12 protein-coding genes and 2 pseudogenes are annotated in these 14,984 nt (G+C 55.5%); 4 read left to right on the forward strand and 10 right to left on the reverse strand.

Annotated elements, in window-relative coordinates; all coding sequences use genetic code 11:
* On the forward strand, positions 1–277 hold a 277-nt coding region (locus APH30_RS20580), incomplete at its 5' end, for an ATP-binding protein (RefSeq protein ID WP_256222098.1).
* A 56-nt stretch (positions 278–333) separates the two neighbouring features.
* Here the strand turns inward: APH30_RS20580 and APH30_RS20585 are convergent.
* Positions 334–921 carry a hypothetical protein gene (locus tag APH30_RS20585; RefSeq protein ID WP_013974873.1) on the reverse strand — a complete coding sequence of 196 codons (588 nt, stop codon included), beginning with the start codon at positions 919–921 and terminating at the stop codon, positions 334–336.
* 266 nt (positions 922–1,187) lie between these two features.
* On the opposite strand from APH30_RS20585, the gene APH30_RS20590 reads away from it, so the two are divergent.
* Positions 1,188–1,409, forward strand: a complete 222-nt coding sequence (locus APH30_RS20590) for a hypothetical protein (RefSeq protein ID WP_013974874.1) — start codon at positions 1,188–1,190, stop codon at positions 1,407–1,409.
* Between the two features lie 86 nt (positions 1,410–1,495).
* Here the strand turns inward: APH30_RS20590 and APH30_RS30030 are convergent.
* The 6 genes and pseudogenes from APH30_RS30030 to APH30_RS20615 form a co-directional block, all read right to left on the reverse strand.
* Positions 1,496–1,968, reverse strand: a pseudogene (locus APH30_RS30030) (phospholipid carrier-dependent glycosyltransferase); the annotation flags it as partial.
* Positions 1,956–2,144 (reverse strand): annotated as a pseudogene (locus APH30_RS28240) (hypothetical protein); the annotation flags it as partial. The pseudogenes APH30_RS30030 and APH30_RS28240, both read right to left, overlap by 13 nt.
* Before the next feature lie 206 nt (positions 2,145–2,350).
* Entirely contained in the window at positions 2,351–2,674 is a 324-nt protein-coding gene (locus APH30_RS20600; RefSeq protein ID WP_013974877.1) for a DUF2790 domain-containing protein, read from the reverse strand.
* A 159-nt stretch (positions 2,675–2,833) separates the two neighbouring features.
* Positions 2,834–5,995, reverse strand: coding sequence for a CusA/CzcA family heavy metal efflux RND transporter (locus APH30_RS20605; protein ID WP_013974878.1), 3,162 nt, complete (start codon positions 5,993–5,995; stop codon positions 2,834–2,836).
* A gap of 24 nt (positions 5,996–6,019) precedes the next feature.
* Entirely contained in the window at positions 6,020–7,300 is a 1,281-nt protein-coding gene (locus tag APH30_RS20610) for an efflux RND transporter periplasmic adaptor subunit (RefSeq protein WP_013974879.1), read from the reverse strand.
* A 69-nt stretch (positions 7,301–7,369) separates the two neighbouring features.
* Positions 7,370–8,641: a TolC family protein gene (locus tag APH30_RS20615; RefSeq protein WP_082416223.1), complete on the reverse strand. Its 1,272-nt coding sequence runs from the start codon at positions 8,639–8,641 to the stop codon at positions 7,370–7,372.
* Between the two features lie 401 nt (positions 8,642–9,042).
* Between APH30_RS20615 and APH30_RS20620 the strand changes: the two genes are divergently transcribed.
* Positions 9,043–10,386, forward strand: coding sequence for an OprD family porin (locus APH30_RS20620; RefSeq protein WP_013974881.1), 1,344 nt, complete (start codon positions 9,043–9,045; stop codon positions 10,384–10,386).
* Between the two features lie 490 nt (positions 10,387–10,876).
* Entirely contained in the window at positions 10,877–11,551 is a 675-nt protein-coding gene (locus APH30_RS20625; protein ID WP_013974882.1) for a heavy metal response regulator transcription factor, read from the forward strand.
* Positions 11,552–12,869: 1,318 nt separating this feature from the next.
* Here APH30_RS20625 and APH30_RS20630 read toward each other — a convergent pair.
* The 3 genes from APH30_RS20630 to APH30_RS20640 form a co-directional block, all read right to left on the reverse strand.
* On the reverse strand, positions 12,870–13,196 hold the full coding sequence (locus tag APH30_RS20630) for a four-helix bundle copper-binding protein (RefSeq protein WP_085982928.1): 327 nt from the start codon (positions 13,194–13,196) through the stop codon (positions 12,870–12,872).
* A 160-nt stretch (positions 13,197–13,356) separates the two neighbouring features.
* The gene (locus APH30_RS20635) at positions 13,357–13,710 is read right to left on the reverse strand and encodes a copper-binding protein (protein WP_047595905.1); all 354 of its coding nucleotides are present in this window, start codon (positions 13,708–13,710) and stop codon (positions 13,357–13,359) included.
* Positions 13,707–14,984 (reverse strand): efflux RND transporter permease subunit (locus APH30_RS20640; protein WP_177333763.1); only part of this gene is annotated, 1,278 nt, incomplete at its 5' end. The genes APH30_RS20635 and APH30_RS20640, both read right to left, overlap by 4 nt.

Consider the following 14,984-nt stretch of genomic DNA (forward strand, 5'->3'; position numbering starts at 1 on the left):
GCAACGCGGTGGTAGCGGCACGACCTTGAGCGTCGGCAACCCGGGCCGCGGGATCGCCAAGGAACACCATGCGCATTTGTTTGAACGGTTCTACCGCGTAGATAAGAGCCGAGCACGAAGCGAAGGGGGGACCGGTCTTGGCCTTGCCATCGTGCAGTCGATCATGAGCCTGCATCAAGGCTCGGCGAGCGTGGAAGTGACCGAGGAAAATTTCACCTGGTTCCACCTTCACTTTCCCGAAGCCCAGCTAAAGCAGTCGGCAAAGACCGCTGCTTGAAGCGCGCCCACTTGAAAAGGCCCGTCAATCGACGGGCCTTTTGTCTATGCAATGCCTCAGTGCCTAAGCACCACAGGGTCCATAGGTGACCGCAGAATTACCGACTTTATGATCTTTTGCTCTTCTGGGTTGGCGTTTCTCCACAGGTGGGAGAAGTATTGGGCATTCACTTTTTCCTGAGCGCTCACACTGCCGGCGGCCTCAATGAACTGCATGGTCGAGTACACACAGATCAGTGCCAGGATGAAGAATGCTGTCGCCACCACCATGACATAACGTTTGGCCAGCACCGGTGCCCGCTTTAGCTCCAGGATCGAGGCATCCGCTAATTTTGTCGCGGCAGTAAGCTCCGAAATCAGCGGTTGGATGGCGGTCTCGACTCCACGAGCGGCAGCGGAATATGCCTCTGCCGCAGCGCGGATGACGACCTCTTCGGCATTGGACCAGGCTTTCTCAGCCTTTCGTACCTCCTCCTGAATCTGCCGACTGACAAGGTCAACCTCCTCCACCAGCTCGTTCGACTTTTCCAGAACAGCGTTGCAGGCCCTGGTCTGGGAGGCCAGCTCATCGAGCTGAACAGTGAGTTTTTCAGTGCTTCGGCGGAAGTCACCGATGGCAACTGACCAAGGCTCTATGTCATTCATGGCTATCTCCTAGAGCGGCCGGTGACGGCGCACGGTTTTATTTTGTTAGATATCAAAAATGTAATTTACGGAACAGTTTGAAGTCAGCCTCGACACAAGCGAGATAGACATGATCCTTCCAGATTTGCAGATTGGGCGCATCCGGCCAGCCGCCTAAATTACGGAATTGTAATTATTGACTCACCTTGTCGTTAGCTTCGCGTTCCTAAACTACAAACCAACAAAGGCCGTCAGTCAGGCAGGCCTAGTAAGAACCGAGGCACACAATGAAATTTGTCAAATCTATCGCTATTGGCAGCCTGCTGCTTGGTCTCGTGGGTACCGCTTACGCTGAAGGTGGTTACGAACGAGCGAAACAGTTCCAGGAAAACTTCCGAAATGAACAGGCTCGCTTATGGAGCGACGATTCTTCGGACCAGAACAAACAACAAGTCGCTCAAGAGCAAAAGAAAGAAAGCAAGGATGGTAAGGAACAAGCCGATAACTAAACGGCGGTTAAATAGGACTTTAAATGACGAAAGCAATCGACAAAAAAGCCAGGGTAAAACCTGGTTTTTTTTGTGTCTGGAATTTTACCTTCGTTTGTACGAGGCGTTTCCGCATTACTGTCTCCGACCAGACCTTCGGTACCTTGCTTGGCGTCTTTCCAACGGCACAGCAACAGCTGACTGGCGTTCGCTTCGGTGATCTCGACACAGCCCAGGTTGGCAGGCAGCTCAGCATTGCTGTCGAGTAAGCGCCGGGACAGGTAGAATGAGCTGTCACGAGGCCACTTTGCTGGGTACTGGATGTTTTCGGACTTCCCGCTGCTGTAGAACTCCGAGGAATTCGAGCGGCGACCAGGGTAGATCAGAGGGGCCGATTGAGCACATTCAACCAGGCCTGAACGACATCTCGCTGGTTCTGAGGCCTCTGCATCAACACCCCGGCATAGATGATGTCGACGCCGATGATTGGCAGTATCAACGCTCGCGGCGGCGCCCTGGTGATCCTTCGGCCAACCTCATTGATCCGACCGGACAGGAGCAACGCCGAGACAGGTACAGAACCAGCGGCAGCCAGTCGATCAGCCCTAGTTTTCCTGCGAGCGCTCCGGCTCCGAGCAGGGCACCACAGATCAGCGCGAAAACCAGCTCGGTGTTCATGCCAAAGATGCCGTCGTGCTCATGGCTCAGCCCTTCATGCTCTGCTTGGTCATCTGGGCGTTCAAGCGAACTTTTCATAACTCGTCCCTTCTGGGGGGCAAGACTATAAACTGCTCTATGCAGTTGAAAGACATTACTGTTGTGTAGTTGAGATTTATTTCACAGCTAACCCAGGGGCAGTCATTAAGGCATCTAGCCTAAATGACGTTCATCGAGCTCAATAAAAAATGCCAGGCACTGCCTGGCATTTATGAATTCTCTAAGTATTCTACTCACAGCAATTACTACTTGTTGTTGATGCATTGCGAGTACATGGAGTAGCGAACCGTCTTAAGCGTACCCTGAGAGTCCTCGAAGGTCATCAATCGCGGGTAAACTTGGCAGGTACGCGGGTCTTGGGACTGACGCACGAATTTCGCAACATCGATCTTCATGCCGTAATTGTAGTCCTGGATCTCCGGCATCGGTTTGCCATTTCTCTCGGCATAGTTCGCTACAGCAGTCTGATGCTCCTTGATGTATTGCAGCTGCTTGCTTTCAGAGTAAGTATAAGCCTGCGAAGCCATCGAGAACATAACAAGTGCAGCAGCAACAATTAGCTTTTTCATAGGAACCTCTCAAATTCAAATCATCTCGGGCGTAACTTTAGCAACGCAGAGGCATCACCGGCATGACGAGAAACTTACAATTTTGAAAGGTAAGTGCATCTATTTCATATAAAACAAAAAACCCACAACGCGTGTTGTGGGTTTTTGTATCTGGGGGGATCAGCTTACGGCTTCTGCCTCGTCGCCGTCTTCATCCTTGCGATGTGCCCAATGATACAGGGCCGGCAGGACCAGCAAAGTCAGCGCGGTGGAGGAAAGGATCCCACCAATTACCACTGTAGCCAGAGGCCGTTGAACCTCCGCACCGGTACCGGTGGCCAAGGCCATTGGGATGAAGCCCAGGGACGCCACCAAGGCTGTCATCAACACTGGTCGCAGTCGGGTGAGTGCGCCTTCATCGACTGCCTGCCTGAGCGTTCGTCCCTCTTCTCGCAATCCGCGAATGAAGGCAATCATCACCAGGCCGTTCAGTACCGCGACGCCGGAGAGTGCGATGAAGCCTACCCCTGCCGAGATCGAGAGCGGGATATCACGCAGCCAAAGGGCCACGACCCCGCCAGTGAGAGCGAATGGAATACCGGTGAAGACCAGCATGCCGTCCTTCAGGTTGTTGAACATCAAGAACAGCAAGGTCATTACCAGCAGTAAGGCTACCGGAACCACAATCTGCAGGCGCTTGGCTGCCGACTGCAGCTGCTCGAACTGGCCGCCCCAACTGGTCCAGTAGCCTGCTGGAATTTCCACCTTCGTTGACAAGGTAGATGCCGCCTCATCAACGAACGACCCAAGGTCACGGCCCCGGACGTTGGCGCTTACAATAACCAAGCGCTTACCGTTCTCGCGGCTGATCTGGTTCGGGCCCAACTGCAAGTCCAGCTTAGCGACCTGCGAAAGTGGAATGAAACCGATCTGATTAGCGCCCTGAGCCGCATTGGCAGGCACAGGAATCAGCAAACTAGACATACCCGCGACGTCGGTGCGTACAGCCTCAGGCAGGCGCACCACCATGTCGAATCGGCGATCACCCTCGTACAACGTTCCCGCTGTACGACCACCCACAGCAATCGCGATCGAATTCTGCACGTCCGCAATGTTCAGGCCGTAGCGTGCTGCTTTTTCCCGGTCGATGTTAATGGTCAGCACTGGCAGACCTGTGGTCTGCTCAACCTTGACCTCCGAGGAGCCTGGTACCGCTTTGAGCGCTGCGGCGATCTTATTGGCCGTGCTGTTGAGCACATCCATGTCGTCACCATAAACCTTCACCGCAACATCGCTGCGCACCCCGGAGATCAGTTCGTTGAAACGAAGCTGGATAGGCTGGGAGAGTTCATAGTTACTGCCCGGGACACTGGCTGCCGCCTTTTGAACCTCGGCAATGAGCTCCTCCCGCGACTTGTCGGGATCGGCCCATTGGTCCTTTGGTTTGAGCATGACGTAAGCATCGGAGATATTCGGTGGCATTGGGTCAGAGGCGATTTCAGCCGTACCGGTTCGGCCGAACATACGCTCAACTTCCGGTACCTGCTCGATGACTGCTTTTTCCAAACGCTCCTGCATGTCCACCGACTGGCTGAGGCTAGTACCAGGTACGCGCAAGGCTTGAAGAGCGAAGTCCCCCTCACTGAGACTTGGGATGAACTCGCTCCCCATGCGACTGGCAAGTACACCGCTGAGAACGACCAGTGCTACTGCTGCGGAGAAAGCGATATTCCGATGCCCAAGCACCCACTGCAGCACAGGCTCATAACGCAGCCGCGCAGTGCGCATAACAACGCCCTCTTCCTCCTTGACCTTGCCAGTGACGAACATGGCGATCGCTGCCGGCACGAAGGTAACGGAGAGGATCATTGCACCCAATAGCGCCATCACAACGGTGAATGCCATGGGGTGGAACATTTTGCCCTCCACGCCGGTGAGGGCGAAGATAGGCAGGTACACCACCATAATGATCAGTTGCCCGAAGATCAGTGGCCGACGCGCTTCGCGGGCAGCAGCAAAGACCTCATGGAAGCGTTCGGTTTTGGTGAGCATACGGCCATGTTTGTGCTGCGCATGTGCTAATCGACGGATCGCGTTCTCCACGATGACCACGGCCCCGTCGACGATGATGCCGAAGTCGAGTGCGCCCAAACTCATTAGGTTGGCACTGACCTTGTTATTGAACATCCCTGTGAAGGTGAACAGCATGGACAGCGGGATCACCATCGCGGTGATCAACGCTGCACGGATGTTGCCGAGGAACAGGAACAGAATGGCGATAACCAGGATCGCACCTTCAACCAAGTTCTTCTTCACCGTCGCAATGGCTTTTTCAACCAAGTTGGTACGATCGTAAACGGTGACCGCAACCACGCCCTTTGGCAGAGTACGGTTGATGTCCGCAAGCTTCGCTGCGACAGCTTGGGACACAGTGCGGCTGTTCTCACCGATCAGCATGAATACTGTACCGAGCACGACCTCGCGGCCATTCTCAGTGGCAGCACCAGTACGAAGCTCCTTACCGATGCTGACGTCGGCGACGTTGCTGATGCGAATCGGTGCACCATCCACACTGGTGATTACGATGTTGGCGATGTCTTCGATGTTGCCGACTTGGCCCGGTGCACGAATGAGCAACTGCTCACCATTACGCTCGATGTAACCGGCGCCTACGTTGGCGTTGTTGCTTTCCAACGCGGCTACCAGATCATTCAGGGTCAACTTGTAGGTAGCCAGGCGCTTCGGATCCGGCGCAACCAGGAACTGCTTGGCAAAGCCACCGATGGTATTGATCTCTGCCACGCCAGGTACGTTGCGCAGCTGAGGCTTGATGATCCAGTCCTGGATTACCCGCAGGTCGGTGGGCGTGTAGGGCGTACCGTCTTCTTTGACCGCGCCCTCTTCGGCTTCAACGGTCCACAGGAAAATTTCGCCGAGGCCGGTTGAGACCGGGCCCATGACGGCATCTACGCCCTCTGGCAGCTGTTCCTTTGCAACCTGTAGCCGCTCATTGATCAGCTGGCGGGCAAAGAAGATGTCGGTGCCGTCCTTGAAAATCACGGTCACCTGAGACAGGCCCGAGCGAGACAGCGAACGGGTCTGCTGAAGACCTGGAAGACCAGCCATGGCCGTTTCAACTGGAAACGTGATCCGTTGCTCGGTTTCCAATGGGGAATAGCCAGGCGCTGCAGTGTTGATCTGCACCTGGACGTTGGTAATGTCAGGAACGGCATCGATCGGCAGCTTTTGGTAGCTGTAGATGCCGATACCGGCAATGATCAGGACAGCGATCATTACAACGATCCGCTGTTCAATGGCAAATCTGATGATACGTTCAAACATAAGAAATCATCCTGTCAGTTCGCATCAGTGACTGTGCTCGGCAGAGGCTTTGCCGAGCTCAGACTTGAGTGTGAAGCTGCCATTGGTAGCCACTTGAGCGCCCGCTTCGATGCCGTCCGTGATTTCCACGTACCCACTGTCACGGCGGCCCAGCTTTACTGGGCGGGTGTCGAAGCCCTCGGCGGTGCGTACGAAGACCGATGGTTTGTCCTCAACGGTCTGCACGGCGTGTTCCGGGACAGCCACCGCCACGCGATCAGTCTGGGACGTGACTGCGATGTTCACGAAAAGACCAGGACGCCAGGCCCCGTTGGGATTGGTCAACGTAACGCGGACGGTCGCTGCTCGGTTTTGCTCGCCCAACAGGCTGCCGACATAACCCACCTTGCCCTCGACCTCCACGTTCATGTCAGGTGAGGAAACCTTCACGGCGCGGCCGGTAGTGACCTTGGCCAAATCGGTAGGCGGTACAGCGAAAGTGGCCCAAACTTGGTTAAGGTCGGACAGAATAAAGGCGTTAGTCGCCTCGCTGACGACTTCCCCGACGGTCAAGTGTTTCTCCACCACTACGGCGTCAAAGGGAGCCCTGAGTTCGTAACGGTTACCGCCTACCGAATTGACCGAGGCACCGATCGCGCTGACTTTTTGCTTGGCGTTGGCCAGAGAGATTTCGGCTTCCTGCAGCGCCTGGCGAGCCTGGAGGTAGTCCTGCTCCGCAGAAATCTTGTCCTGCCAGAGCTGCTTCTCTCGGCTAAAAGTCACGCGCGCAAGTTCGACACGACGCTGAGCGGCTTGTTGCTCGCTGCGCAGGTCAGAGATCTGCTGGCTGGCAATCACCGCAAGGACTTGACCCTTCTTGACGGACTCACCCAAATTCGCCTGGACTGTTTCGACAACGCCTGGAACGCGAGGAACAACGTGCGCAGTGCGGTCCTCGTCAAAACGAATCTCACCCGGGAAGCTCACGACGGTTCCCAAATCACGAGGCGCTGCCGATTCCAGAGTCACGCCAGCTGCTTTGATCTGTTCAGCACTAAGGGTTAGCTTACCTTCTTCCTCACCGCCCTCTTCACTGTGGCCCTCCTCGCCATGACCTTCTTCACCGTGCCCATCTTCACTATGCTCCGCTTCACTGTTCTCTTTGTTAGCTGATCCGGCCTTCTTGTCATGGCCATGACCATCGTCAGCACCATGTTCTGCGTTAGTCGCCGCTTGTTGATCGGAACTGCTGTTCCAGGCGAGGCTGCCAAATCCAAGGATTGCCACAGCGGCTACCGCGAGGGCGATCTTGCGTTTGTTTTCCATTGCTACTCCTGCTGATCGTAGGCACCGGCAGGTTTAAACGCCGAGTGCCGAGAAAAATGTATGCCCCGTTCAGCGTGCGCCGGCGGTCGAGCCTACTTCGCCATAAACCCTTTCTACTTGCGCACGCGCATTGGTCGCCGCTGCCAGCGAGTCGAGATACTGGCCACGAGCAAGGATCAAGGTGCGCTGGGCGTCCAGTACTTCGATAAAGCCGAATTTCCCCATCTCGAATCCGCGGGTTGCGGTATCCACGGCCTGCTGGGCTGAGGGCAGAATGGTCTTGTCGTAGGAGTCAACTTCTTGCATGGCGGTGGACCACTGGTTCAGCGCGGTTTGGGTTTGGGCGCGCAATCTCAACTCGACAGCGTTACGCAGGTCGCGGGCCTGATCGGCACGTCGAGAAGCGGAAAGAATGTTGCCTTGGTTACGATCAAACAGCGGCAAAGGCATGGACAGACCAACGACATTGACTCGCTCGCGCACCGAGCGGTCGTACTGGCTACCCACGCTTACCGTGAGGTTTGGAATACGCTGAGCTTTTTCTGCGCCAAGCGAGGCATCGCTCTTATCAATCTCCACCACTGCCTGCCGCATTTCCGGAGTCTGATCGAGCTTTGCCAGCAACTCTTCAGTGCGCGGCGGCAAGCCAGGAGACAAGGTTGGTGATTCAAGGCGATCGAATATGGTCACAGAACTCCCCGTGACTTGGGCGAGTTGCTGGTAAGCATTCGCTTTTTCCGTTTCGGCGCGACGGACCTGCAACCGGGCTTCAGCCAGTTGAACCTGGGCGCGGGTAGCCTCCACAGGTGAAGATTTACCTGCGCGAACTCGACCATCGACAATGCGAAGGCCGCGCTCAGTAAGTTCAAGGGATTGTTTAGCGAGGTCGAGTCCGGTTTGGGCTCGTAATGCAGCGTAAAACGCCTGCACGACGTCTGCACGCAGACCATTCACGCGTCGGTCCAGTTCCAGTTGTGCAACACTCTGGCCGTATGTGGCGACATCTACGCGGGCTCCCCGCTTACCACCGAGCTCCAAGGTCTGACTTAGCGTAACGGTCGTTGTGCTGGTGTTACGCCGTGTGTCCTCCATCTCATACGAGATTTCGGGGTTTGGAATCAGCCCGGCTTGCTTGCGCGCACCGTCCGCGATGCCGATTTCCTGACGTGCCGCCGCGAGGTCTGGGTTGGCATCCATTGCCGTCGACAGCGCTTGGGGCAAGCTGATGCTTTGGGCAAATGCGGTGGGTGCCAGCAACCCGGAAATCACCGCACAGAGAGCGGCAATTTTCCACGGTGAGACGTAGGTCTTGGATAAGACATTGCGGTTATACCGGAGCACTTTCTTGGTCCTCGTGCACAAACTTCGTTAGCTTGGCCAGAACGCCGAAATAGCTGCCAAGCCCCACTGGATTAGGTGATGGCACTCTAAAGAGCGGTAGCTATCAGAGGGGTGGCTAGAAAATTACAATTTCGTAAGAAAAGCTTGTAATGCCCGAAAACGCTGATGACACAGTCGAACCACCGAATTTCATTGCGAACGCGAGAGATGGCTAGCATGCGGCGTCAATGACCAAAATAACGACCAGATGACGAAATTGTAATTTTCCTATCACCATCCCGTTATCTTCCGCCTGCAAATATGAGCTCGGCGCTACGCGAGGCGCGCCGCCGGCTCAGAACTTATAACGACACCCGCGCCGGAAACATAATAAAAACTGCCGTAAATCAAAGGAGCATCGGATGAAAATCAAAGTACCACTGTATTTGGCGGCAGTTTCGGCGCTGTCTGGAAGCTATGCAGTTACTGCTCAAGCTGAAGATAAGCCCGAAGGTTTCATCGAAGGTAGCAGCCTTACAGTGCTCAACCGCAACTTCTATTTCAATCGTGATAACCGCGACAGCTCAGCTCCCACTTACAACAGCGGCAAGGGCAACACCAATGGCTACTCCGAGGCCTGGGCGCACGGGATCATCACCAAATTCAACTCTGGTTTTACCCAAGGGACGGTCGGCGTTGGTGTTGATGCCTTTGCCATGATAGGGCTTAAGCTCGATACTGGTGACGGGCGCAACGGCGGTCGTAGTTCATTCGACGTCATGCCTGTTGATAACAAAGGCGAAGCTCGCGACGAATACACCAAGGTTGGCGGGGCGGCTAAAGTTCGCTTGTTTGATACGGTCGTGAAAGTGGGTGATGTTTTCCCGTCGACGCCAGTTGTTGCATCAGGCGACTCGCGCCTGTTGCCTGAAAGCTTCCGCGGTGTGACCGTTGAGAACACCAGCATCCAGGGCCTCACCCTGCAGGGTGGCCGACTGCATGCGATGAGCCAGCCGGTCTCCAGCAATCTGAATGATAACTTCGCAACTTTCTACGGTGGCCCGGTTAACTCGCCTTGGGTAGGCTACGGTGGCGGTGATTACGCGATCAACGATAACTGGACCGTGAGCGTATACGCCAGTCAGTTGAAAGAAGTCTGGAACCAGTACTACGCTGGCACCAGCTTCGCCTATCCACTGAATGACGACCTTGCGCTGATTGGCGGCTTCAACTATTACAAAGCCGTGGATGAAGGGAAGCAGCGCCTAGGCGAGTTTGACAACGATATCTGGAGTGCCAAGGTCGGGGTCCGTTACGGCGCTCACACCCTGGCCCTGTCGCACCAACGCAACAACGGCGACGATGATTTCGACTACCTGCGTCAGTCAGACTCGATTTTCGTCGACAACTCTATCCAGTACAGCGACTTCAACTCGCCGAAAGAGCGTTCCTGGATGCTGCGCTACGACCTGAACTTCACCAGCTACGGCATTCCTGGTCTGACGTTCATGACCCGCTACGCTAGAGGCTCGGGCGCAGACTACTCGAACGCCAACCAGTTCTACATGCGCACCGACGCCAACGGTGATCCGCTCACCAATCAGAAACGTTGGGAGCGTGACGTAGAGGTTAAATATGTCGTGCAAACTGGTCCAGCAAAAGACCTGTCCTTCCGGTTGCGCCAGGCCACCACGCGTGCCACTGCATTCGAATCGGATCTGGATGAAACTCGTGTGATCATTGAGTACCCGCTTTCGATCCTGTGATTCTCTAAGGGGATCAGTTTATTCGTAAACTGGTCTCTTCAGAAAAATGTGCATTACGAATTCACCTTGAGTGGCTTAAGTGCTCCTTTGGTAAAAGGTGGATATTTGGCGCCCTTTGGGCGCCTTTTTTTTACCTAAAATTCAATCAACCGTTCGAGTGTACGCATTGCATGCCGGTGAAACTCATGGCTGCACCAATGACCAGTTTCCTCGACATGAGTAACTTCGCCGTCATCTGAACGGAACAAACTCAACACAAAGAAGAAAACAACCACATACTTCATAAGGTCAAATTACCTATTGGAGAGAGGGCCCGCACCTGTCGAACCCAAACCGCGAAAAGATATACCTCCAGACTATCAATCATATTACCTGGAAATTACAAATCCGTCATTTAGGCCCCACCCAGCTCATTTTGATTTACCATTCCTTTCAATAATGCCGGCGCGCGTGCGCGGTTAATTGCTCAGTGATATCGAGACAAAATCCCATGCGAATTCTGGTAATTGAGGACGAAGTAAAAACTGCGGAATATGTGCGTCAAGGCCTTACAGAATGCGGTTATGTCGTCGATTGCGTGCATACCGGGTCAGATGGGCTATTCCTAGCCAAGCAACACGAATACGAGTTGATTATTCTTGATATCAATCTGCCAGAAATGGATGGGTGGCAGGTACTTGAGCTTTTGAGGCGTAAAAATTGCCCCTCCCGCATCATGATGCTCACGGCGAGAAGTCGTTTGGCAGATAAGGTCCGGGGTTTGGAGAACGGTGCAGATGACTACCTGATCAAACCATTTGAGTTCCCAGAACTGCTAGCCCGGGTTCGCGCCTTAATGCGCAGGTCTGAACACCCTGCATCTGTGGAGATCATTCGTGTCGCTGACCTGGAGCTAGACCAGAGCCGTCACAGGGCCTTCAGGGACGGCCAGCGTATTGATCTGACGACGAAAGAGTTTGCACTTCTGCACTACCTAATGCGCAATACCGGCGTGGTGCTCAGCCGCACACAGATCATCTCACAGGTCTGGGATATGAACTTCGACTGCGATACAAACGTTGTAGAAGTGTCGATTCGAAGACTTAGAGCCAAGATCGATGACCCTTTCGAGACGAAGCTGATCCATACGCTTCGCGGTGTGGGCTATGTGCTTGAGAAGCGTTGATCGCCCGCTACTTAGTCATGAAAACAGAGCCAGGGATCATGCATGTAAGTCGAGCCATACTGTTTTTGACCCTTAGCGCGCGTTTCCTCACTAAACGTATGAGGTGTGCTGGACATAAGGTATAGCATAGATTATCAACAGGTAACGGAAGGCCAAGCGTATGCCAGAGCTGACGCACGCTCAGCGGACATTGTTTTTAACAGCGCCATGGCTTACCTCTGATACTGTGCGCCGGCGATGAGGTTAACCTCCCGACTACAGCACCAAGCAGGCTCAGTCGCCGCTCAACGATGATGGCGCCCGCCGGCTTTTCTGGTTCGTTGCAGGGCTACTCACGGTCATTGCCTTCGTCATGGCCACCCTCTCTGTGCATCTTCTCACCTCGCTCAAGGAACTTGGCCTTCCAACGGTCACGGTGTTGGCGGTGGGGATGGTCCTTGGGCCGGCCCAGGTGGTGGCAAGAGTATTGGAGTTCTCGCTTGCTCGGCATCTTCACCCAACCTGGTCGGCCGTGCCGGCGTGTTGGTGAGCTTCATCGGCATCTGCTTATTCATTCCTGGCGTGCCTTGGCTGGCATTCCCTGCAGCAGCGCTGTAGGGCGCCGGCATCGGGATTCTCACTATTGCCAGAGTCATCTTGCCTCTGGTGCTGTTTGGCAAGGGTATCGCGCACGCATGGGAGCATTAGCTCGCCCAATGGTCTTGGCGCAGGCCACGGGGCCGTTTGCTACGGCCTTTGTGCTGAGTACTCAAGGCGCACCTGTGCTCTTGCTCATGGCGGCGATGGTCGCTGTCGCGCTAGATAGCAGTTTCAAACTGCCCCTCAACCCAGTGCAACGTAGGTGAAGCTGGTGATTCTGCCCTCAAATCGGGGTACCCGCTAGATTTCCCCCCTAGCTTTGCCTTTGACTCTGCCTGGGGGTATACCGCCAGGGGATAATCGGCCTGCTTTGTCTTTGCGGATTGCCCTGCCAATTGACGGGGCCTACATAAGCCGTTTCCAATGCCCTCGACGTAGAACCATTCGCTCCGGCCGAAGCTGGCTGGTGGGCGTGAGCCAAGAGGCGTATCCTACAAATGCTTGCTCCGAGACTTGTTGGCCTACAGCCTCCCCTGGGAGACATCTGATAGCCCGCCGCCGAGGCGGGCTTTTTTGTCATCAGATCCGTAAGGCAGCGCCTTGGTGAATGGCTGCCCAAGCTAGGCTCCGCCAGAGCGCATGCTCAACATCAGCGGTCTACCCGTCTCCCTAGCCAGACGGTTAACGACGTATCCATATCCTTTGTCAGGCGCATGGAAAGCTGACTGGGCGAAAACGCTTACGCAGCCATTGCTTCGCAGGATGCAGCGCAGGCCAAACAGGTCTGTGCGCAATGCTGACAGTGGTCTGCCTTATGCTTACCGCACGCCTCCCCGCAGGCGCGGCAAATCCTTGCGCACAACGCACAAAATTCCTTGGCGAGCATGCTTTCTCGTGTCATCAAGGTAGCCGCCAGCTTGCACATATCTGCGCAATCCCTGTCCAGCTTGATGCAGTCAGCCATCATTTTTACGTCCTGCTCTCGCAGGCAGGCTGACGCGCAGACTTCACAGGCCAGCGCGCAGCGCATGCATTCCGAGATGCATTCATCAAAGCTACTGTTCATGATCATATCTCCGGTATCGGGTCGATGAGATGCCAGTGCACCGTCTCATGACGGTATGTAGCGTTCGACCTGACGGGGGCCTGAAGATTGATTACATTTCTGTAAGCTTGTCCGAATCATCTCGGTATGAAGGCGTGCCCGATCATTCAAGGCTTTTCAATCACTGCTTCTGGATGCTCACGATTTTCGCGACACTTCCCTCCATACGGAACCCAAATTTCACCTTGTCTCCTACGTTCAAGCCCTTCAGCTGTGCAGGCTCAGCTTGGAAGCCCATGGTCATCGCCGGCCATTTGAGCTCTGCTACCGGGCCGTGCGCCAAGGTGATTTTCCCGCTTTGAGGATCCAGCGCCTTAATTGTCCCTTCCGCATGCGCAGTGGGCGCCGCCTGGCTGCCTTGGCCACCCTCGGCGGAGGCTGGCATTTTCTTCATGTCCATACCATCCATGTCCTGGGCATGCACACTGGCGGCGAAAGCTGTGACCAGGCCTGCGATGACAATTAGCTTTTTCATTGGATTTCTCCTGAGAGGTTGGGGGTAGTTACAGCAAGTTCGCGGCGACGGATCAGCCAGTACGCCGCAGGGATTACAAAAAGTGAAAGCAAGGGGGCGGTGAGCATGCCGCCCACCATGGGCACCGCGATGCGGCTCATGACCTCGCTGCCGGTACCGCTGCTCCAGAGGATGGGCAGCAGGCCTGCAACGATGACTGCCACAGTCATTGCCTTGGGCCTGATGCGTTGCACCGCGCCCTCACGGATCGCGTCGAGCAGCGCTGCTCGTGTAGTTTCGCCGTTGGCCTGACGCTCAGCCCAAGCGTTATTCAGGTAGATGAGCATGATCACTCCGAACTCCGCCGCTACGCCGGCCAGGGCAATGAAGCCAACGCCTGTGGCCACTGAAAGGTTGTAGCCCAGCAGGTAGAGCAGCCAGACGCCCCCGGTCAGGGCAAAAGGTAAAGTGCCCATGATGAGCAGTGCTTCACCGAGGCGGCCGAAGGTCAGGTAGAGCAGCACGAAGATGATGGCCAGCGTCGCTGGCACCACCCAGGCCAGACGGGCGTTCGCCCGCTCCAGGTATTCGAACTGGCCGGAGTAGCTCAAGCTCATGCCTGAATCGAGCTTTACCTCGCTGTCGATCGCCTGACGTAAGTCTGCAACAACAGACGAAAGGTCCCGGCCGCGCACGTCGATGTACACCCAGCCCGAGGGGCGAGCATTCTCGCTCTTCAGCATGGGCGGGCCATCAGCAATACGTATGCGGGCCACGCTGCCGAGCGTCAGCTGGCCGCCCTGCGAGGTGTAGATCGGCAGCTGACGCAACGCCTCCACCGAATCACGCCATTCGCGTGGATAGCGCACGCTAATGGGATAGCGGGCCAAGCCTTCAACTGTTTCCCCGATGGTTTCGCCACCAATGGCGCCGGCCACGATGGCCTGTACGTCGGTGATGTTCAGACCGTAACGGGCAGCGGCATGGCGGTCGATATCCAGATCAATGTAGCGGCCACCAGTCAAACGCTCTGCCAGCGCCGAAGTCACTCCAGGCACCTTTTTCGCGGCCCGCTCCACAGCGAGAGTGGCCCGGTCTATCTGGCCTAGGTCGCTGCCGGCCACCTTGACGCCGATTGGGCTCTTGATGCCGGTGGCCAGCATATCGATGCGGTTGCGGATGGGCGGGATCCAGATGTTGGTCAGCCCAGGCACACGCACAGTGCGATCAAGCTCCTCGATAAGCTTGTCCGTGGTCATTCCTGGACGCCACTCACTCTTGGGCTTGAGCCGAAC

Origin of the sequence: Pseudomonas sp. NBRC 111127, from assembly GCF_001320345.1 — a bacterium.
In the GTDB taxonomy this organism is placed as follows: domain Bacteria; phylum Pseudomonadota; class Gammaproteobacteria; order Pseudomonadales; family Pseudomonadaceae; genus Aquipseudomonas; species Aquipseudomonas juntendi.

Bases quoted from the DNA above. Each gene is read 5' to 3' on its own strand.
- APH30_RS20630 (WP_085982928.1), bottom strand. From the start codon at position 13,196: ATGAACAGTAGCTTTGATGAATGCATCTCGGAATGCATGCGCTGCGCG.
- APH30_RS20600 (WP_013974877.1), bottom strand. From the start codon at position 2,674: ATGAAAAAGCTAATTGTTGCTGCTGCACTTGTTATGTTCTCGATGGCT.
- APH30_RS20610 (WP_013974879.1), bottom strand. From the start codon at position 7,300: ATGGAAAACAAACGCAAGATCGCCCTCGCGGTAGCCGCTGTGGCAATC.
- APH30_RS20590 (WP_013974874.1), top strand. From the start codon at position 1,188: ATGAAATTTGTCAAATCTATCGCTATTGGCAGCCTGCTGCTTGGTCTC.
- APH30_RS20605 (WP_013974878.1), bottom strand. From the start codon at position 5,995: ATGTTTGAACGTATCATCAGATTTGCCATTGAACAGCGGATCGTTGTA.
- APH30_RS20625 (WP_013974882.1), top strand. From the start codon at position 10,877: ATGCGAATTCTGGTAATTGAGGACGAAGTAAAAACTGCGGAATATGTG.
- APH30_RS20585 (WP_013974873.1), bottom strand. From the start codon at position 921: ATGAATGACATAGAGCCTTGGTCAGTTGCCATCGGTGACTTCCGCCGA.
- APH30_RS20620 (WP_013974881.1), top strand. From the start codon at position 9,043: ATGAAAATCAAAGTACCACTGTATTTGGCGGCAGTTTCGGCGCTGTCT.
- APH30_RS20635 (WP_047595905.1), bottom strand. From the start codon at position 13,710: ATGAAAAAGCTAATTGTCATCGCAGGCCTGGTCACAGCTTTCGCCGCC.